This is a genomic window from Sinimarinibacterium thermocellulolyticum, assembly GCF_040327995.1.
In the GTDB taxonomy this organism is placed as follows: domain Bacteria; phylum Pseudomonadota; class Gammaproteobacteria; order Nevskiales; family Nevskiaceae; genus Solimonas; species Solimonas thermocellulolyticum.
In genome coordinates, this window is sequence record NZ_JBEPIJ010000017.1 from 20637 (window position 1) to 40260 (window position 19624).

Sequence of the window (19624 nt, forward strand, 5' to 3'; positions counted from 1 at the left end):
GGCAGCGCCGCGCAGGTTCCAGTACGCGGACTCAGCGGCTGCGGTACAGGCGCTCGCGGCGGTAGTCGCGGATCGCCTCGTCGTAGTCCGCCTGCAGTTCGAAACGCCGCGGGTCGAGCGCCTGAAGCGGCACATCGTGCAGGCCGGGCGGGCGGTCAAGGTCGAACGCCGCCTCGTCCTGCCACGGTGCGAGATGCAGGCCGACCGCCGCCTCGCGCTCGCCGACGATGGTCGTGCCCGCCGGCTCGGCGGTATCGGGCGCCGCCGCCGCCCATGCCGGCAACAGCACCAGTCCGAAGGCGACGCACCACCTCACGGCGCCGCTCCGCTGTGCGCGGTGCGCGTGCCGTGGCGCGCTTCGAGTTCGCGAATCCAGGCCTCGACGATCAGGTCTGCGCCGCCGGCGTCGCGGTAGCCGCGATACGCGAGCACCGCGTCGTGCGGACGCTGCAGATAGACGTCGTAGAGGATGCCGAGATTGAGCTGCGCCGACGCGTACTGCGGCTGCGCCGCTAGCGCGCGCCGGTAGGCCTGCTCGGCGCGCAGGTAGTCGCCGCTTTCGCGATATAGCACACCGAGCCAGTTGAGCGCGACGGCGTTGTCCGGATTGGCGTCGACCGCGCGCGAGAAGCTGTGCAGCGCGGCGTCGCGATCGCGTGCTTGCGCGCGCAGGATGCAGAGATTGGTCAGCGCGCCGGACAGCGACGGATGGGCCTCGGCGAGCGCGCGGAACGCCGCTTCGGCCTCGTCGAAGCGCTGCGTTTTCATCAGTTCGAGCGCGGCCTTGAAGGCTGCGGCCGCGTCCTCCGCAGACGGCATGCTGGGTGCCGGCGCGGTCATGCTGGGTAGAATCGGTCCACTGCGCAGCGGCTGCGTGCTGCAGCCGGCGAGCACGCTGCCCAGCGCGATCAGCAGAACCAGCTCAGCCCGGTGAGGCATAGCGCAAGTCCCGACGTTCGTGTTTGCCATAGCGCGCCGGCACCATCTCGGTCAGCGCGGCGGCGCTGCGCTGCACCGATTCGTTCCAGATGCCTTGGTCGAGGCGCGCGAGATTCGCCTCGAAGGCCTTGATCGCGCTTTCCTCGAACGGAAACGCCTGCTCTTCGAGCAGCAGCGCGTACTGCTCCTGTTCCAGCGCGTCGAGTCCACGCGGACGCGGCGCGCGCAGCAGTGCGCCGCCCAGTTCGCGGTACATCACGGCGATCTCGTAGGTTGCCGCGGTGGTGATCTCGGCAAAGCCGTAGTCCGCCGCCGCGGTCAGTGCATCCAGCGCCGCGCGCGTGGCCTCGACGCGGCGCGGCAGGCTGCGCTCGATCGGCAGGCTCAGGGCAATGCGCGTCGCCTCGCGCGCGGCCATGCGTCCGAGCCGCAAAAAAAACGCCCACAGACTGGCTCTTTGGCCAATGTGTGGACGTCGACATCCCATGAGTCGGGCATCTTTACCCGACCGTTTGTGTCCCGAGGCACGCTTGACCCCGAGTCGTGATCTAGAAGCAGCAAGCGCCGTGCCAGTTGTTCCCGGGTCGGGTGATCGCCGCGTGCTGCTCCCTATATATCGGGCGACGACCGGCTCCCGCCTGCCGCCGTGCCGGTGCCGCCGTCCCGATCCAAGCTGGCGCAGCGAGTCCAGGCTGGTGCATGCCGGTCTGCACCGAGGCGGCGCACGACGACGCGCGATCAGACACCTTCGGCGTTCACCGTGAGCAGGGCGCGGGCGACGTCGGCGAGCCTGAGCTTGCGGTTCATCGCCATGCGGCGCAGGCGCTCGTAGGCCTGGTCCTCGCTCAGGTGCGCACGGCGCATCAGCACCGCCTTGGCGCGATCGATGTCGTCGCGGTCGTTGAGTCGCGCGCGCGCCTCGTCGACCTCGCGGCGCAACTGCTGGTGCGCCTCGAACTGCGCGATCGCGACTTCGATCAGCGACTTGAGGCGCGATTCGACCAGACCGTCGACGACGTAGGCCGAAACGCCGGCGCGGATCGCGCGACGGATGGTGTCGGTGTCGCCATCGTCGCAGAACAGCACGATCGGCCGCGGCTGTTCGCGGCTGACGCGGCTCAGCGATTCGAGCGTGTCGCGGCTCGGCGCTTCGGTGTCGATCAGCACGACATCGACCGCGTGAAGCACGATCGCCAGCAACAGGTCTTCGCGAGCGCCCACGCAGGCCACGACCTCGTGGCCTGCGTCGGCCAATGCCTGCTGCACACGCACGAGCCGCCCGCGGTCGTCGTCGACCAGCATCACGCGGGTGCGCGGCTTGGCGGGTTTGCGCGGTTTCACCGGCTCGGGTGTCATGGGCATATCGTAGCGCGTGGCGGATACCGCGACGCCTACAGCCGATAGTCGAGCTGCAGCCACAGCTTGTCGGTATCGGCGCCGAAGTCGTCGGCGCTGTAGCGCGCGAACTTGGCCGTGGCCGAAAGCCCCCCGTACGGACCCGCGTACAACGGCAGCGTCGCCGACAGGTCGATCTCGTTGCCGTAGTCGGCGCCGCCCTGATCCGCCAGCAGCTCGTGATAGCGCAGGCTCAGCTTGAACTGGCGCAGGCTGCCGTCGACACCCAGCCAGGTGTCGCGCACACCGGTGGCCGGCGTCTGCAGGAACACGTCGGCCCAGCCCTGGAAGGCGTGGCGCGTGCCCAGCGGCGTCTGCAGCGCGAACGCGCCGTCGTCGCTGCCCAGACGCTCGTGCGCGAGGGTGACGGCGAAGGCGCCGAACACGGCGCCCAGTTCGGCCAGCGCGTAGTCGGTGTCGAAGTCCGCCGCCGTGGTTTCGGCCTGCTGCTGCGCGTACTCCGCGGCGTAGCGCAGGCTGACGCGGGCATGTACCGGCAGCTTGCCGCTCAGGCGCAGGCCGTGGGTGTCGAGGTCCGGCGTCGCGGCGTCGTCGTAGTCGAGCAGATAGGCGTAGGCGCTCGCACACAGCGCGGTCGACGGCGACCACGCCAGATTGAGCAGCGGTGCGTCCAGTTCCTGGTTGGTGCCGACGATGGTGTTGACGCGCGTGATCCACGCGAGCTGCGCGCGCAGGTTCTTGATCGAGGTGAGGTCTAGGAACACGCCGTCGAAGGTCTGTTCGTTCTGGCGCCAGCCGACATTGCCGACCCAGCGCGCGTTGTCGAGCACCAGGCGGCTGCGTCCGACCGTCGCGGTCACGCCGGGCACGCCCGCATAGCGCAGTGCCGCCTGGTTGAGCTCGCTGCCGGCCGGATCGGCGACGACAGGATAGCCGGCGCGCTCCGGCGCATAGTCGTCGACCCAGTCGGCGATGTGCTCGAAGTCGGCGAATGCCGACAGGCCGTTCCAGCTCGCGCTCGCATAGCCCAGTCGCGTGCGCAGCGTCAGCGCAGTGGCGTCGCGCGACGCACTGTCCTGTTGCACTTCTTCATAACGCAGCCGCAGATCGAGGACCGGCGTTGCCGATACGACCGGCGTCGATGCCGCAGCCGGCACCGCGACGCACGCGCCCATCATCGCCATCCCGACGACGCCCCGCTTGCACATGCCCCGCTTGTCATTCCTGTTCATCAGACACGCTCTCCAATGTTGCGATTGCAATTCGGTGCGTCATCGGCACCGCCTTCGCACACGGAAAGCGCGCGCGGCACATTTTTCGTGCACGCACGAAAACGCGTCGCCGACCGTGTTGCGATCGAGCGGACGCCGTTGTCCGGGTTTTTGTCCGGGACCGTGAGGGCCCTGTCATGACCGGCTTGGCTGCGCTCCGGCAGCGGAGCTGCGCGCCTGCGCGCGCGCCTGTGCAGCCTGCCGACAGGGGGGGAATGCAACGGCTGTGCCATCGCCGCCCGCATTCTTGCGCGTGGGCATGCATTTTGCTCTGCACATGGTGGACCTCTTCCCCACCACGCGTTGACGCCTATGCGAGTCATGCTCGTCGACGACGACCACCACCGGGTGGTGCGCCTGCGACAGGCCCTGATCGATGCCGGCAACGTGGTCGTCGCACAGTTAATGACCTCGGACGATCTCTTGACCGCAGTGGCAGATCACCAGCCGGACGTCGTCCTGATCGACGTCGATGCTCCCAGCCGCGACACGCTCGAGTCACTCGGTCAGATCGCGCGCGACCGCCCGCGACCGATCGTGCTGTTCGCCAAGCACGGCGACGCCGAGACGGCGCGCCGCGCGGTGCGCGCCGGCGTGTCCGCCTACGTCGTCGACGGCATGCCGGAATCGCGCATCAAGTCGGTGATCGAGGTCGCGATCGCGCGTTTTGACGAGCACCAGGCGCTGCGCCGCGAGCTCGAGGAAACCAAGACCCGCCTGGCCGACCGACGCGACGTCGATCGCGCCAAGGGCATGCTGATGCAGCGACGCAAGATCACCGAAGCACAAGCCTACGAGCAGTTGCGCAAGATGGCGATGGACCGGAATCTGAGAATCGGCGATGCGGCGCGCTCGCTGCTGGCCGCAACCGAGCTTCTATAAAGAAAGGCACGACAATCATGCGCGGGAACAATCTGGAGAAGGACGAGCTCAAGCTCGGCGTGATTCCGCTGGTCGACGCGGCGCCGCTGATCGTCGCACGCGACAAGGGCTTCTTTGCCAAGCAGGGGCTAGAAGTGCAGGTCAGCGTCGAAGCCTCGTGGGCGAACATCCGCGACAAGGTCGCGACCGGTCTGCTCGACGGCGCGCAGATGCTCGCACCGATGCCGCTTGCCGCGACGCTGGGCATCGACGGCATCGGCGTGCCGATGGTCACTGGCTTGACGCTCAATCTCAACGGCAATTCGATTGCCGTGTCGGAGACGATCTACCGCGAGCTGATGCTGCGCGAGCGCGAGCCGGTCGGCGCCGGCCGCGCACTCAAGGGCTTGCTGCTGCGCGACCGCATCATCGGTCGCCGCCAGCGTGCGTTCGCCCACGTGTTTCCGTTCTCCACGCACCACTACGTGCTGCGCTACTGGCTCTCGGCTAGCGGCATCGATCCCGACCGCGACGTACGCCTGGAGGTGATCCCGCCGCCGCTGATGGTGCAGCACCTGAGCGACGGCCGCATCGACGGCTGCTGCGTCGGCGCGCCGTGGGGGGCCGCCGCAGAGGCCGCGGGCGTCGGCTACCGCGTGGTTAACACGTTCCAGATCTGGAACAACGCGCCGGAGAAGGTGCTCGGGGTGACCCGCGCCTGGGCCGATACGTACCCGCGCACGCACCGCGCGCTGATTGCGGCGCTGATCGATGCCTGCCGCTGGCTCGACGTGCCGGGCAACCGGCCCGAAGGCGCGCAGATCCTGATCGACAGCGGTGCAGTCGATGCACCGCCGGCGACCATTCGCAACGCGCTCGAAGTGCCGTCGGCCGGCGACAGCTTCTTCGGCACCGGCCTGGTATTCCACCGTCACGCCGCGAACCTGCCGTGGCTCTCGCACGCGATGTGGTTCGTCGAGCAGATGCGCCGCTGGGGCCAGATCGGCAGCGAGGTCGATGCCGCCGAGATCGCCGCTCAGGTCTATCGGCCGCAGATCTGCCGCGAGGCGGCGGCGATGGTCGGCGTGAGCTGTCCGCAGACCGATTACAAGTCGGAGGGCGAGCACGCCGGCATCTGGGCGCTGCGCGTGCCGGATGGCCTTCTGACGATGGGACCGGATGCGTTCTTCGACGGCGCCGTCTACGGCACTGACGGCGTGCCGGTGGAAGCGATCTGAGCGAGCCTGCCGGTTGGCACACGACATGCTTCATGCCCCATAGCTAAGACGTGCGCCGGCCAAAGCTGGTCTGGCGTACCGGGATAACGAAGCCCATCTCCCCGAACCAGGGAGTTTGTCTTTTTCTTTTGGTGCGCCGCCCGTGCGGCGCATGGGGGTCGGGCATGAATGCCGAGCAGATCGCGCTGGTGCGCAGTACCTGGAAGGCCATCCTGCCGATGCGTACGGCGGTCGCCGAGCTGTTCTACAACAAGTTGTTCGAGCTCGAACCGCGGCTGCAGCCGCTGTTCAAGACCGATCTCGAACGTCAGGGCGAAAAACTCATTGCGATGCTCGATGCCGCCGTGCGCGGACTCGACCATCCGCAGGTGCTCGGCCCGGCGCTGCGCGATCTGGGCCAGCGCCACATTCGCTACGGCGCGTCGGAGAACGACTACAGCACCGTCGCCGTGAGTCTGCTGTGGACGCTGGAGCAGGGACTCGGCGAGGCGTTCACCGCGGACGCGCGCCGCGCGTGGACCGAGGCCTACGCCATCATCGTCTCGCTGATGCACGCGCGCTGAGACGTGCACCCGCGGTGTGCGCGTGCGCCGCGACAGTGCGCGCCACGCGCCAGTTCGCGGTGCGCGCCGCGCCGCAGGCCGCGCCGATGCGGCGGCAAGGTGCATGGCACGGTGCTTGCCTTTGATGTGTCCAACACTGCGGATGCTCGGGACAGCGTTGTTCCGGCGCAGGTGCGACATCACCTTCGGCATCCGGCAGCCGGGAAGGACAACGGCGTCCATGACGCGATCGATCGATCGCAGCATGGGCGCATTTTTTTGCCTGCGGGAAACGACGAGGACGCGATGAACGTCAACGAGCGATTCGGGAGCACGGGGTCATGGCCGCGGCTGCTGTCGCCGCTGTTGCTGGCGGGTGCGCTCGGCGCCTGCGGCGATCGCAAGCCGGCAGAAGCGCCGGCGCCGACGGCAGCGGCCGCTGCTGCAACGGCACCCAGTGCCAAGCTGGAAAAGGCGGAGCTGAAGTTCGGCTTCATCAAGCTCACCGACATGGCGCCGCTGGCGATCGCCTACGAGAAGGACTACTTCGAGGACGAGGGGCTGTACGTCACGCTCGAGGCGCAGGCCAACTGGAAGGTGCTGCTCGATCGCGTGATCTCGGGCGAACTCGACGGCGCGCACATGCTCGCCGGCCAGCCGCTCGCCGCGACGATCGGCTTCGGCACCGAGGCCGCCATCATCACGCCGTTCTCGATGGACTTGAACGGCAACGGCATCACCGTCTCCAACGCGATCTGGGAGGAGATGAAGAAGAACATCCCGATGGAAGACGGCAAGCCGGTGCATCCGATCAGCGCGGCAGCGCTCGCGCCGGTGGTGAAGAAGTACAAGGCCGAAGGCAAGCCCTTCAACATGGGTATGGTCTTCCCGGTGTCCACGCACAACTACGAGCTGCGCTACTGGCTCGCCGCCGGCGGCCTGCGCCCGGTTACTACGCACCACACAAGGGAGAATTCATCGGCCAGATCCAGGCCGACGTGCTGCTTAGCGTGACGCCGCCGCCGCAGATGCCGGCAACGCTCGAGGCCGGAACCATCTACGGCTACTGCGTCGGCGACCCGTGGAACCAGCAGGCCGTATTCAAGGGCATCGGCGTGCCGGTGATCACCGACTACGAGATCTGGCGGAACAACCCGGAAAAGGTCTTCGGCATCCGCGAGGACTTTGCCGAGAAATATCCGGACACGACCAAGGCGCTGACCAAGGCGCTGATCCGCGCCGCGTACTGGCTCGACGAGAACGACAACGCCAATCGCTTGGAGGCGGTCGAGATCCTGTCGCGGCCGGCCTACGTCGGCGCCGATGCCGCGGTCATCGCCAACTCGATGACCGGCACCTTCGAGTACGAGAAGGGTGACGAGCGCGAGGTGCCGGACTTCAACGTGTTCTTCCGCTACCACGCGACGTATCCGTACTACTCGGACGCGATCTGGTACCTGACACAGATGCGCCGCTGGGGCCAGATCGCCGAAGGCAAGCCGGACGAGTGGTACGTCGAGACCGCGAAGAAGGTCTATCGCCCGGATCTCTACGCCGAGGCGGCGAAAGCGCTGATCGCCGACGGCACGTTCAAGGCGACGGACTTCCCCGATTTCGCCACCGAAACCGGCTTCAAGCCGGCGACGGCCGAGTTCATCGACGGCGTCGAGTACGACGGGCGCAAGCCCAACGCCTATCTCGACGCTTTCGAGATTGGCCTCAAAGGCCATGAAACGCTGCCCTGACAGCGACGCCCTAAGACGTCACGGGAGTGTGTGATGCTCGATCAGACTGCCAATATCCTCAAGAAGTCCGGCCTGACCTGGTTTGTGCCGCTGGTGCGGCTTGCGGCCGGCGAAGACCCGCGCGAACAGTTGCGCGAGATCCTGCGCATGATCGGCATTCCGTTGCTGGCCTTCGGCATCTTCCTGATGCTGTGGAGCGCGCTCGCACAGAGCGTGCAGACCAGCCTCGGCGCCTTGCCAGGACCAGGCGCGGTGTTCGACGCCGCCGGACAATTGCTCGATGAACATCGCCGAGAGCGTGAAAAGTCCGCGGCCTTCTACCAGCGGCAGATGCAGCGCAACGCAGAGATTCTCGCCGACGATCCGGATGCCGAGGTCACGATCCGGCCGTGGACCGGCAAGCCGACCTATCTCGACCAGATCGGCACCAGCCTGCTGACGGTGTTCCTCGGCTTTCTGCTGGCGACGGTTGTGGCCGTGCCACTGGGCATCGTCTGCGGCCTGTCGCCGACGGTGCAGAACGCACTCAATCCCATCATCCAGTTGTTCAAGCCGGTGTCGCCGCTGGCGTGGCTGCCGGTCGTCACCCTGGTGATGTCGGCTGTCTATGTCTCCGACGATCCAATGTTCGAGAAATCCTTACTGATTTCGGCGATCACGGTGACGCTGTGCTCGCTGTGGCCAACGCTGATCAATACCGCGGTGGGCGTCGCCTCGGTCGACAAGGACCTGATCAATGTGGCCAAGGTGCTGCAGCTCTCCTGGTTCGCCAAGGTGCGCAAGATCGTGCTGCCGTCCTCACTCAAGCTGATCTTCACCGGCCTGCGCCTGTCGCTCGGTGTGGGCTGGATGGTGCTGATCGCCTCGGAGATGCTGGCGCAGAACCCGGGGCTGGGAAAGTTCGTCTGGGATGAATTCCAGAACGGATCGAGCCAGTCGCTCGCGCGCATCATGGTCGCGGTGTTCACGATCGGCTTCATCGGCTTCGTGCTCGACCGCATCATGGCGACGCTGCAAAGCCTGGTGAGCTTCGGCGAGCCGGTGCAATGAGGGGCGCGGCGATGAAGATGGCCGCAGGAGTGGCATCAGACGCGGCTGCCGATGCGGCGCCGCAGACGATCGCAGCCCCGCCCGCGCCTGCAGCAAGTGCGTGTCTGGCGTTGCGCGGCGTCAGCAAGGGCTACGGCAGCGGCGCACAGCGCACGACGGTTCTGCGCGACATCAATCTGTCGATCGCCGAAGGCGAGTTCGTCGCCATCGTCGGCTTCTCCGGCACCGGTAAGACCACGCTGATCTCGTTGATCGCCGGGTTGATCCAGGCCGATGGCGGCGAGGTCATCGTGCGCGGCAAACCGGTCACCGGGCCGGGGCCGGATCGCGGCGTGGTGTTCCAGAACTACTCGCTGATGCCGTGGATGACGGTGCGCGAGAACGTCGCGCTGGCGGTCGACCAGGTGTTCGGCCACCTGCCGAAGGCCGAACGCGCCGCGCGGGTCGAGCAATACGTGGACATGGTCGGCCTGACATCGGCGCTGCACAAGCGTCCGGCCGAGCTGTCCGGCGGCATGCGCCAGCGTACCTCGGTGGCCCGCGCGCTAGCGGCGAATCCGGATGTGCTGCTGCTCGACGAACCGCTGTCGGCGCTCGACGCACTGACGCGTGCCAAGCTGCAGGACGAGATCGTGCGGATCTGGGACCGAGAAAAGAAGACCTGCGTGCTGATCACCAACGATGTCGACGAGGCCATCTTCATGGCCGACCGCATCATTCCGCTCAAACCGGGCGTCGACGGCAGCGGCGCGACGCTCGGACCGGAGTTCGCCGTCGATCTGCCGCGCCCCCGCGACCGTCGCGCGATGAATCACGACGCGAGCTTCGTGCAACTGCGCAAGCAGGTCACGCAGTATCTGATCGCCGCCGGGGCCGAGTCCGCAGGCGCGCAGTCCGACAAGGTCGTGCCGCTGCGCGCACAGGTGCCGACCACCAGCGACGAGCACCCGGCGGCAGCAAAGTCCCTGCGCAAGAAGGCGCCGGTGCAGCCGGAGCGCTACGTCGAGTTCTCGCAGGTCTCGAAGATCTACCCGACGCGCAGGGGCCCGTCCAAGGTCGTCGACGGCTTCGACCTCAAGATCCGCCAGGGCGAGTTCATCTCGATCATCGGCCACTCCGGCTGCGGCAAGTCGACGGTGCTGTCGATGATGGCCGGCCTCAACGACATCAGCGAAGGCGTGATCGTGCTCGACGGCAGCGAGATCGACGGCGCCGGGCCGGATCGCGGCATCGTCTTCCAGGCACCGAGTCTGGTGCCGTGGCTGTCGGCGCTCGACAACGTGATGCTCGGCGTCAACCAGGTGTTCCCGCACATCACCCCGGCGGAGCGGCGCGAGATCGCCGAGCACTATCTGGGCCGCGTCGGTCTGGGCGAGGCCCTGCACAAGCGCGCCTCGGAACTGTCCAACGGCATGAAACAGCGCGTCGGCATCGCCCGCGCGTTCGCGCTGCAACCCAAGCTGCTGCTGCTCGACGAACCCTTCGGCATGCTCGATTCGCTGACCCGCTGGGATCTGCAGGAAGTGCTCATGGAGGTCTGGGCACGGACCAAGCTCACGGCGATGGTCGTCACCCATGACGTCGACGAGGCGATCCTGCTCGCCGACCGCGTGGTGATGATGACCAACGGCCCGCGCGCAAAGGTGGGGCGCTTGCTCGATATCGACCTGCCCCGTCCGCGCACGCGCAAGGCCCTGCTCGAACATCCGGACTACTACCGACTGCGCGAGGAGCTGCTCGGCTTTCTCGCCGACTGCGATACGCACTCATCGGCCGCCGTCCGCGATGGTGCGGCGCACCGGGCAGGTGCACCAAAGCCGTTCAGATCGGTGCGTGAGCCTCGATGAACGCTCGATCGCGGCGGCCGGCACCGCCGCTGCGGCTGGCACGGAGTTTGCGGTGACAGTCCCGTCAGCGCGGCGGTCGCGGCCAACGGCGGTCAGCGGAACGATACGGCGCGCCTGACGGCACAGAAGGACAACGGCGTCCATGACTCGGTCGGCAGGACCGGTGCATGGGCGTCTTTTTTGCCCGGCAAAAACAGCATGGCCCACCAACCGAACATCCAGCCTCACAGCAAAGCCACGTCGATCCGGCTATTCAGTCTGGCGACGCCGCAGATGCGCGCCTTCCACCTCGCTTGGCTCGCGTTCTTCGTCTGTTTCTTCGCCTGGTTCGCCTGCGCACCGCTGATGCCGGTGATCAAGGGCGAGTTCGGGTTGACCAAGGACCAGATCGCCAACATCAACATCGCCGCCGTCGCGGTGACGATCTTCGCGCGCCTGATCATCGGCCCGCTGTGCGACCGCTATGGTCCGCGCAAGGCCTACACCGGGCTTTTGCTGGTCGGCGCGCTGCCGGTGTTCGGCGTCGCCGCGGCGCAGAGCTACGAGAGCTTTTTGTTCTTTCGCCTGGCGATCGGCGCGATCGGCGCGAGCTTCGTCATCACCCAGTACCACACCTCGGTGATGTTCGCGCCCAATGTCGTCGGTACTGCCAATGCCACTACGGCCGGCTGGGGCAATGCCGGCGGCGGCGCGACGCAGACCCTGATGCCGCTCGTGCTCGCCGCCGTGATCTGGCTCGGCGTCGAGCAGGCGATGGGCTGGCGCATCGCGCTGCTGACGCCGGGCATCCTGATGCTGGTCTGCGCGTGGCTGTACTGGCGCTACACGCAGGACTGCCCCGCAGGCAACTACAGCGCACTGCGTGCGACCGGACTTCTTCCGGAAACCGGCAAGAAGGCCGGCTGGGACAGCTTCAAGCGCGCGTGCGGCAATTACCGCGTGTGGCTGCTGTTCGTCACCTATGGCGCCTGCTTCGGCGTCGAGATCTTCATCCACAACATCGCCGCGAGCTACTACGTCGAACGCTTCGATCTCTCGCTCAAGGCGGCGGGCCTGGCCGCGGGCAGCTTCGGCCTGCTGGCACTGTTCGCGCGCGCGCTCGGCGGCTATGTCTCCGACCGCGTCGCCCGGCGCTTCGGTCTAGACGGCCGCGGCCTGCTGTTGTTCGCCCTGATCCTCGGCGAAGGGCTCGGACTGCTGTGGTTCGCCAAGGCCGGCACGGCGGCGTTTGCGATCGTCGCGATGATCGCCTTCGGCCTGTTCACGCACATGGCCTGCGGCGCGACCTACGCCCTGGTGCCCTTCGTCGATCGCAATGCGCTCGGCGGCGTCGCCGGCATCATCGGCGCCGGCGGCAATGTCGGCGCGGTCGCCGCCGGTTTCCTGATGAAGGGCGCGGCGAGCATGCAGGAATGCCTGTTCATGCTCGGCGTGTTCGTCACCGTGGCTTCGCTGTGTGCGATCGCGGTGCGCTTCACCGCCGAGCAAAAGGCGAGCGAAGAAGCGCTGTACCAGCAGGCGCTCGGCGAGCGCGCGGCCGCCGCGTAGGCGGCGTCTGATCGAAAGAGAAGTAGGTATGAAACTCGTCGTCATCGGCAACGGCATGGTCGGCCATCGCCTCCTCGAAGAGCTGACCGCCAAGGATCTGCCCGGACTCGACATCACCGTGCTCTGCGAGGAGCCGCGCCCGGCCTACGACCGCGTGCAGTTGTCCGCGTTCTTCTCCGGCAAGACCGCCGACGATCTGTCGCTGGTTGCACCCGGCTTCTTCGAGCGCCCGCGATTGAGGCTGCACCTGAACACGGCGGCGAGCGCCATCGACCGCAGCCGCAAGACAGTCACCACCGCCAGCGGCGATACCCTGCACTACGACAAGCTGGTGATCGCGACCGGCTCGTATCCCTTCGTGCCGCCGGTGCCGGGAAAGGACCGTCCGGACTGTTTCGTCTACCGCACGATCGAAGACCTGCAAGCCATGCTCGATGCGGGCAAGCGTTCCAGGGTCGGCGTCGTCATCGGCGGCGGTCTGCTCGGGCTCGAAGCGGCAAAGGCGCTCAAGGACATGGGCCTCGCCACGCATGTCGTCGAGTTCGCGCCGCGGCTGATGGCGCTGCAGGTGGACGACGGCGGCGCGCGCCTGCTGCGCAGCAAGATCGAAGCGCTCGGCGTGACCGTGCACACGCAGAAGAACACGATCGAGATCGTCGATGGCGACGGCGCGCGCCACAAGATGAAGTTTGCGGATGGTTCCGAGCTGGAAACCGACATGATCGTGTTCTCGGCCGGCATCCGTCCGCGCGACGAACTCGCCCGTGCCTGTGGACTGGGCGTCGGTCCGCGCGGCGGCATCGTCATCGACAATCACTGCCGCACGCTGGACGACGACATCTACGCGATCGGCGAATGCGCGCTGTGGAACGGCAGGATCTACGGCTTGGTCGCGCCGGGCTACGAAATGGCTCGCGTCTGCGCCGCGCATCTGGTGTCTTGCGCCTCACGCCTGGGGTCGCACACGGGTGCCGCCGAAGCGGCGCCCGAATTCCTCGGCGCCGACATGAGCACCAAACTCAAGCTCATGGGCGTGGAAGTGGCGAGCATCGGCGACGCCCATGGCGACACCCCGGGCGCGCGCGTGTGCCTGTACAGCGACGAGCGCAAACAGGTCTACAAGAAGCTGGTGATCTCCGCCGACGGCAAGCGCCTCTTGGGTGCGGTTCTGGTGGGCGAGGCCACCGAGTACGGCACGCTGCTGCAGATGATGCGCAGCGGCATCGAACTGCCGGAACGGCCGGAGTTCCTGATCCTGCCGGCGAGCGACGGCACAGCCAAGCCGAGCCTGGGCGCGGATGCGCTGCCCGATGCCGCGCAGATCTGCTCGTGCAACAACGTCTCCAAGGCCGCGATCTGCGCCGCGGTGCGCGCGGGCGCGACCAGCATCGGCGCCGTCAAGTCGGCGACCCGTGCCGGCACGAGCTGCGGCGGCTGCGTGCCACTGACCACGCAGATCATGAAGGCCGAGATGAAGAAGCAGGGCCTGTCGGTCAACAACCACCTCTGCGAGCACTTCGCGTACTCGCGTCAGGAGCTGTACCACCTGGTGCGCGTCGGCCGCATCAAGACCTTCGACGAGCTGATCGCGCGGCACGGCCAAGGCCTGGGCTGCGACGTCTGCAAGCCGGCGGCGGCGAGCATCTTCGCGTCCTGCTGGAACGAGTTCGTGCTGACGAAGGACAAGGCGCCGCTGCAGGATTCCAACGACTACTTCCTCGCCAACATCCAGAAGGACGGCACCTACTCGATCGTGCCGCGCATCGCCGGCGGCGAGATCACGCCGGACAAGCTGATCAAGATCGGCGAGGTCGCGAAGAAGTACAAGCTGTACACCAAGATCACCGGCGGCCAGCGCATCGACCTGTTCGGCGCACGCGTCGATCAGTTGCCCGCGATCTGGAAGGAGCTGGTCGACGCCGGTTTCGAATCCGGTCACGCCTATGGCAAGGCCGTGCGCACGGTGAAGTCCTGTGTCGGCAGTACCTGGTGCCGCTATGGCGTGCAGGACTCGGTGGGCATGGCGCTGGCCATCGAACACCGTTACAAGGGGCTGCGTGCCCCGCACAAACTCAAGTTCGCCGTTTCCGGCTGTACGCGCGAGTGCGCCGAGGCACAAAGTAAGGACGTGGGTGTCATCGCCACCGAGAAGGGCTGGAATCTCTACGTCTGCGGCAACGGCGGCATGAAGCCGCGGCACGCGGAGCTGCTCGCCGGCGACCTCGACGACCAGACCCTGATCCGCTACATCGACCGCTTCCTGATGTTCTACATCCGCACCGCGGACCGCTTGCAGCGGACCAGCACCTGGCGCGACAACCTCGAAGGTGGGCTCGACTACCTCAAGGACGTGATCGTCCACGACAAGCTCGGCATCGGCGCCGAGCTCGAAGCGGAGATGGCCCAGGTGGTCGACACCTACGCTTGCGAGTGGAAGAAGGCGATCGAGGATCCGGAAACGCTCAAGCGCTTTCGCAGCTTCGTCAACAGCGACGCGAGCGATGACGGCGTTGTCTTCGTCGAGGAGCGCGCGCAGATCCGGCCGGCGACGCGCGAGGAGAAGGCGCGCTTCAAGGGCATCGCCGTCGTCGCCGAGACCGCATGAGGTGCAGCACGATGGATGGATCGACGATGGACGGCGCAACACAGAAGGATTGCTGGATCGACGTCTGCGCGCTTACGGACATCTGGCCCGACACCGGCGTGTGCGCGCTGATCCAGGGCCGCCAGGTGGCGGTGTTCCGTATGCGCGACGGTGACCGCGAGCATCTGTATGCGCTCGACAACCATGACCCCTTCTCCGGCGCGAACGTGCTCTCGCGCGGGCTGGTCGGCAATCTCGGGGAGCGGCGCGTCGTCGCCTCGCCGATCTACAAGCAGCACTTCGATCTGGCCACCGGCGAGTGCCTCGAGGATGCGCAGGTTCGGCTGCGCACCTGGCGCGTGCGCCTGGTCGACGGTCGCGTGCAGGTTTCAGCCTGAAGGCCATGGTCGCGGTTCAAAACTGCCGTCAATGCGACGAGCCGCAGGCGACCAAGGCCGCATGCTGCGAGCCAAGCGCGGCGGAATCCGGTGATCGAGGCGCCGACCGGATTGCTTCGCCTGCGGATCGCAAGGACGCCACAAAGCGCAGGCCACGCTTGGTCGTCGGCAACGGCATGGGTGAGCCGGATCAAGGCGAACGCCCGGCCATGGATGGCCGGGCCGGGCCGCCATGCCCGCAGTCTGAACGCGATGCCGGTAGTGCACACAGACGGCGCGCCAAGCCGAGGCTCGTCGTCGTCGGCAACGGCATGGCGGGCATGCGCACGGTCGAGGAGCTGCTCAAGCTCGACGCCAGTCTGTACGACATCACCGTGTTCGGCGCCGAGCCGCAGGTCAATTACAACCGCATCCTGCTCTCGCCGCTGCTCGCCGGTGAAAAGACCGTGGAGGACATCATCCTGCACACGCGCGAGTGGTATGCAGCGCACGGCATCCGTTTGCATGCGGGTGATCCGGTCGTCGCGATCGACCGCCACAGGCGCCGGGTGCGCTCGGCCGCGGGCCGCGAACTCGGTTATGACCGGCTGCTGCTCGCCACCGGTTCCAAGCCCTTCATCATCCCGGTGCCAGGCGCCGAGCTGCCGGGCGTGATCGCCTTCCGCGACATCCAGGACGTCGAGACCATGCTCGCGGCGGCGCGCAGCCACCGCAAGGCGGTCGTCATCGGCGGCGGCCTGCTCGGGCTCGAAGCGGCGAACGGGCTCAAGCGTCAGGGCATGGACGTGACCGTGGTGCACGTGATGGACCGCCTGATGGAGCGCCAGCTCGACCCGCCGGCGGCAGCGCTGCTGCGCGAGGCCCTGGAGAAGCGCGGCATCCGCATCCTGCTCGAGGCCCACACCGAGCGCATTCTCGGCGCGCAGCGCGTCAGCAGCGTTCGGCTCAAGGATGGCCGCGAGCTCGCGGCCGATCTCGTCGTGATGGCGGTCGGCATCCGCCCGAACGTCGAACTGGCGCGGCAGGCCGGCCTGTACTGCGACCGCGCGATCGTCGTCGACGATACCTTGCAGACGCTGTCCGATCCGCGCATCTATGCCGTCGGCGAGTGCGTGCAGCATCGCCAGGTCACCTTCGGGCTGGTCGCGCCGATCTGGGAACAGGCGCGCGTGTGCGCCACGCATCTCGCCGGCCACGGCCATCGCCGCTACGTCCAGGCCGCGACCTCGACCAAGCTCAAAGTCAGCGGCATCGATCTGTTCTCGGCCGGCGATTTCGTCGGTGGCGAAGGCACCGAGGATCTGGTGTTCCGCGATCCGCGCCGCGGCAGCTACAAGCGTCTGGTGCTCAAGGACCGCCACCTCGTCGGCGCGGTGCTCTACGGCGACGTCGGCGACGGCTCTTGGTATTTCGATCTGATCGAGCGGCGCACGGACGTGTCGCGCTTTCGCGACCGCCTGGTGTTCGGCCGCGCCTTCTGCGAGGCTTTGGCGCGATGAGCAAGGCCGTCGAGACCACCTGCCCGTACTGCGGCACCGGCTGCGGGGTCGCGGTGCGCGTGACCGCGGACGGCGTCGCGGTCGAGGGCGATGCGCGGCATCCGAGCAATGGCGGCCGCCTCTGCATCAAGGGCGCGGCACTCGGCGAGACGCTGGTGCCGGAGGGTCGGCTGCTGTATCCGGCGATACGTGATGCCGCGGGGGCGTTGCGGCGCGTGCGCTGGGACGCCGCGCTCGATCACGTGGCCGGCGCGCTGCGCCGCATCATCGACACGCACGGCCCCGACGCAGTCGCGTGGTATGTGTCCGGGCAGTTGCTGACCGAGGATTACTACGTCGCCAACAAGCTGGTGAAGGGCTACGTCGGCACCGCGAACATCGACACCAATTCCCGTCTGTGCATGTCCTCGGCGGTGGCCGGGCACAAGCGCGCCTTCGGCGAGGACATCGTGCCGGTGTCCTACGAGGACCTCGAACAGGCCGACCTGGTCGTGCTCGTCGGTTCCAACACCGCGTGGTGCCACCCGATCCTGTACCAGCGCATCGTCAGGGCGAAGGAACGGCGGCCGCAGATGAAGGTCGTGGTCATCGATCCGCGGCGCACGGCGACCACCGACGCCGCCGACCTGCACCTGCCGCTGCGCGCCGGCACCGATGTCTGGCTGTTCAACGGTCTGCTGTCGTTCCTGCATCAGCACGGCGTCGTCGACACCGCCTTCGTCGACGCGCATACCTGCGGTTTCGATCGCGCATTGGCGGTCGCCGACAACACCGCCGGCAGCGTGCGCGCGGCGGCCAAGGCCTGCGGGCTCGACGAGTCGGCGCTCGCCGAGTTCTATCGCCTGTTCGCGCGCACCGAGAAGGTCATCACCGCATTTTCGATGGGCGTCAACCAGTCGTCCGCCGGCACCGACAAGGTCAACAGCATCATCAACTGCCACCTACTGACCGGGCGCATCGGCAAGCCTGGCACCGGGCCGTTCTCGCTCACCGGCCAGCCCAATGCGATGGGCGGGCGTGAAGTCGGTGGCCTTGCGAACATGCTCGCGGCGCACCTGGATCTTGAGAACGCGCAGCATCGCGAACTGGTGCAGACGTTCTGGCGCAGTCCGTCGATCGCGCACAAGCCGGGCCTCAAGGCCGTGGACCTGTTCGATGCGATCGACGCCAGCCGCGTGAAAGCCGTGTGGATCATGGCGACCAATCCGGTCGTCTCGCTACCCGATGCCGACAAGGTCAAGCGCGCGCTCGGCAAATGCGAGCTGGTGATCGTGTCGGACGTGATGGAAAACACCGACACCACGGCCTACGCACACGTGCTGCTGCCGGCGCTGGCCTGGGGCGAGAAGGACGGCACCGTCACCAACTCCGAGCGCCGCATCTCGCGCCAGCGCGCCTTCCTGCCCGCACCCGGCGAAGCCAGGCCCGACTGGTGGGCGCTCGCCGAAATCGGCAAGCGCTGGGGCTACGCCGATGCGTTCGGTTACGCCGCGCCGCACGAGATCTTCGACGAGCACGCGCGCCTGACCGCTTTCGGCAACACCGAGGCACTGGCCCCGCGCTACCTGAATCTTGCGGGTCTGATCGGGATGAGCGCCGCCGACTACGATGCCCTCGCGCCGGTGCGCTGGCCGGTGCCGCCTGACCGCTCACGGCCCACGGCTCATGTCTTCTCCGACGGCCGTTTCTACACGCCGGATCGCAAGGCGCGTTTCGTGCCGACGCCGCCGCGCCTGCCGGTGCACGCGCGTGACGACGACTATCCGCTGGTGCTCAACACCGGCCGCGTGCGCGACCACTGGCACACGATGACGCGCACCGGCCTGTCGCCGCGGCTGGCGTCGCACATCGCCGAACCCTACGTCGACCTGCATCCGCAGGACGCCCTCTCGTGCGGCGTGCGCGAAGGCGGGCTTGCGCGCGTCGCGACGCGCTGGGGCAGCCTGGTCGCGCGCGTGCGCACCAGCGGCGAGCTGCCGCGCCGCAGCGTCTTTGTGCCGATCCACTGGAACGCGCAGTACGCCTCCGACGCACGCGTCGGCGCGCTGGTCAACCCGGTGGTCGATCCGGTGTCCGGCGAGCCGGAGTTCAAGCACACACCGGTGCGCGTGGAGGAGTTCCCCGTGCTCTGGCACGGTTTTGCACTCAGCCGCAGGCCGCTGCCGATGACGCAAATCACCTGGTGGACGCGCATCACCGGCAGGTGCTTTCTGCGTTACGAGTTCGCCGGCCGCCAACGCATCGCAGACTGGCCGGAAGCGGCATGCCGCGTTCTGGGTGTTCGCGACACCGGTGCCGACTGGATCGAGTACGAGGACCGCAGCGCCGGCCAGTATCGCGCCGCCTGGGTCGTCGACGAGCGCATCGAGGCCTGCGTGTTCGTTTCGCCACGTCCGGACCTGCCGTCCCGCGCCTGGCTGTCGGGCCTATTCGCGAAGGATCGGCTCGAAGAGCTCGACCGCATCGGCCTTTTGGTCGGCGAACCGCTGGATCGCGGTGCCGACACCGGCCCCACCGTCTGCTCCTGCTTCGGGGTCGGCCGCAACACCATCCTCGACGCGATCCGCACGCAGGGCTGCACCAACACCGAAGCCCTCGGCCGCAGGCTGCGCTGCGGCACCAACTGCGGCTCGTGCATTCCCGAACTCAAGGCGCTGATCGCCGCGTCCGCGCTCGAACCGGCCTGAGCGGTGGCACCGATGTAGGGCGGTCCATGACCGCCGTCCACAGAGCGTCGCTAGTGCCC

14 protein-coding genes and 2 pseudogenes are annotated in these 19624 nt (G+C 67.4%); 11 read left to right on the forward strand and 5 right to left on the reverse strand.

Annotated features, from left to right (window positions below; genetic code table 11):
- Positions 1-31: 31 nt before the first annotated feature.
- The 5 genes from ABSH63_RS13040 to ABSH63_RS13060 all read right to left on the reverse strand — a co-directional run bounded on the left by ABSH63_RS13040 (position 32) and on the right by ABSH63_RS13060 (position 3527).
- Positions 32-316, reverse strand: coding sequence for a hypothetical protein (locus tag ABSH63_RS13040; protein ID WP_352890309.1), 285 nt, complete (start codon positions 314-316; stop codon positions 32-34).
- Positions 313-939: a tetratricopeptide repeat protein gene (locus ABSH63_RS13045; protein ID WP_352890310.1), complete on the reverse strand. Its 627-nt coding sequence runs from the start codon at positions 937-939 to the stop codon at positions 313-315. The genes ABSH63_RS13040 and ABSH63_RS13045 overlap by 4 nt, the downstream gene beginning before the upstream one ends.
- Positions 923-1357: a hypothetical protein gene (locus ABSH63_RS13050; RefSeq protein ID WP_352890311.1), complete on the reverse strand. Its 435-nt coding sequence runs from the start codon at positions 1355-1357 to the stop codon at positions 923-925. Before ABSH63_RS13050 ends, ABSH63_RS13045 begins: the two co-directional genes overlap by 17 nt.
- Before the next feature lie 320 nt (positions 1358-1677).
- Entirely contained in the window at positions 1678-2295 is a 618-nt protein-coding gene (locus ABSH63_RS13055) for an ANTAR domain-containing response regulator (RefSeq protein ID WP_352890312.1), read from the reverse strand.
- Positions 2296-2330: 35 nt separating this feature from the next.
- On the reverse strand, positions 2331-3527 hold the full coding sequence (locus ABSH63_RS13060) for a hypothetical protein (protein WP_352890313.1): 1197 nt from the start codon (positions 3525-3527) through the stop codon (positions 2331-2333).
- 360 nt (positions 3528-3887) lie between these two features.
- On the opposite strand from ABSH63_RS13060, the gene ABSH63_RS13065 reads away from it, so the two are divergent.
- The 11 genes and pseudogenes from ABSH63_RS13065 (at position 3888) to ABSH63_RS13115 (ending at position 19565) form a co-directional block, all read left to right on the forward strand.
- The gene (locus tag ABSH63_RS13065) at positions 3888-4448 is read left to right on the forward strand and encodes an ANTAR domain-containing response regulator (RefSeq protein ID WP_352890314.1); all 561 of its coding nucleotides are present in this window, start codon (positions 3888-3890) and stop codon (positions 4446-4448) included.
- A gap of 17 nt (positions 4449-4465) precedes the next feature.
- Positions 4466-5665 carry a CmpA/NrtA family ABC transporter substrate-binding protein gene (locus ABSH63_RS13070; RefSeq protein WP_352890315.1) on the forward strand — a complete coding sequence of 400 codons (1200 nt, stop codon included), beginning with the start codon at positions 4466-4468 and terminating at the stop codon, positions 5663-5665.
- A gap of 164 nt (positions 5666-5829) precedes the next feature.
- Positions 5830-6228, forward strand: a complete 399-nt coding sequence (locus tag ABSH63_RS13075; protein WP_352890316.1) for a globin family protein — start codon at positions 5830-5832, stop codon at positions 6226-6228.
- Positions 6229-6513: 285 nt separating this feature from the next.
- A pseudogene (locus tag ABSH63_RS13080) lies at positions 6514-7952 on the forward strand (CmpA/NrtA family ABC transporter substrate-binding protein).
- Positions 7953-7985: 33 nt separating this feature from the next.
- Positions 7986-9002: an ABC transporter permease gene (locus ABSH63_RS13085; protein WP_352890317.1), complete on the forward strand. Its 1017-nt coding sequence runs from the start codon at positions 7986-7988 to the stop codon at positions 9000-9002.
- Between the two features lie 17 nt (positions 9003-9019).
- Positions 9020-10849, forward strand: coding sequence for an ABC transporter ATP-binding protein (locus tag ABSH63_RS13090; protein ID WP_434223275.1), 1830 nt, complete (start codon positions 9020-9022; stop codon positions 10847-10849).
- A gap of 198 nt (positions 10850-11047) precedes the next feature.
- Positions 11048-12397 carry an MFS transporter gene (locus tag ABSH63_RS13095; protein ID WP_352890319.1) on the forward strand — a complete coding sequence of 450 codons (1350 nt, stop codon included), beginning with the start codon at positions 11048-11050 and terminating at the stop codon, positions 12395-12397.
- Between the two features lie 28 nt (positions 12398-12425).
- Positions 12426-15002, forward strand: a complete 2577-nt coding sequence (gene nirB, locus ABSH63_RS13100; RefSeq protein WP_352890320.1) for a nitrite reductase large subunit NirB — start codon at positions 12426-12428, stop codon at positions 15000-15002.
- A 26-nt stretch (positions 15003-15028) separates the two neighbouring features.
- Complete coding sequence (nirD, locus tag ABSH63_RS13105; protein WP_352890321.1) at positions 15029-15379, forward strand: nitrite reductase small subunit NirD; 351 nt, start codon at positions 15029-15031, stop codon at positions 15377-15379.
- A 278-nt stretch (positions 15380-15657) separates the two neighbouring features.
- A pseudogene (locus ABSH63_RS13110) lies at positions 15658-16878 on the forward strand (NAD(P)/FAD-dependent oxidoreductase); the annotation flags it as partial.
- The gene (locus ABSH63_RS13115; protein WP_352890323.1) at positions 16875-19565 is read left to right on the forward strand and encodes a molybdopterin-dependent oxidoreductase; all 2691 of its coding nucleotides are present in this window, start codon (positions 16875-16877) and stop codon (positions 19563-19565) included. The pseudogene ABSH63_RS13110 and the gene ABSH63_RS13115, both read left to right, overlap by 4 nt.
- The last annotated feature ends 59 nt before the right edge of the window (positions 19566-19624 follow it).

Coding starts and splice junctions, on each gene's coding strand:
- ABSH63_RS13045 (WP_352890310.1), bottom strand. CDS start 939: ATGCCTCACCGGGCTGAGCTGGTTCTGCTGATCGCGCTGGGCAGCGTG.
- ABSH63_RS13050 (WP_352890311.1), bottom strand. CDS start 1,357: ATGGCCGCGCGCGAGGCGACGCGCATTGCCCTGAGCCTGCCGATCGAG.
- ABSH63_RS13055 (WP_352890312.1), bottom strand. CDS start 2,295: ATGACACCCGAGCCGGTGAAACCGCGCAAACCCGCCAAGCCGCGCACC.
- ABSH63_RS13060 (WP_352890313.1), bottom strand. CDS start 3,527: ATGAACAGGAATGACAAGCGGGGCATGTGCAAGCGGGGCGTCGTCGGG.
- ABSH63_RS13065 (WP_352890314.1), top strand. CDS start 3,888: ATGCTCGTCGACGACGACCACCACCGGGTGGTGCGCCTGCGACAGGCC.
- ABSH63_RS13070 (WP_352890315.1), top strand. CDS start 4,466: ATGCGCGGGAACAATCTGGAGAAGGACGAGCTCAAGCTCGGCGTGATT.
- ABSH63_RS13075 (WP_352890316.1), top strand. CDS start 5,830: ATGAATGCCGAGCAGATCGCGCTGGTGCGCAGTACCTGGAAGGCCATC.
- ABSH63_RS13085 (WP_352890317.1), top strand. CDS start 7,986: ATGCTCGATCAGACTGCCAATATCCTCAAGAAGTCCGGCCTGACCTGG.
- ABSH63_RS13090 (WP_434223275.1), top strand. CDS start 9,020: ATGGCCGCAGGAGTGGCATCAGACGCGGCTGCCGATGCGGCGCCGCAG.
- ABSH63_RS13095 (WP_352890319.1), top strand. CDS start 11,048: ATGGCCCACCAACCGAACATCCAGCCTCACAGCAAAGCCACGTCGATC.
- nirB (WP_352890320.1), top strand. CDS start 12,426: ATGAAACTCGTCGTCATCGGCAACGGCATGGTCGGCCATCGCCTCCTC.
- nirD (WP_352890321.1), top strand. CDS start 15,029: ATGGACGGCGCAACACAGAAGGATTGCTGGATCGACGTCTGCGCGCTT.
- ABSH63_RS13115 (WP_352890323.1), top strand. CDS start 16,875: ATGAGCAAGGCCGTCGAGACCACCTGCCCGTACTGCGGCACCGGCTGC.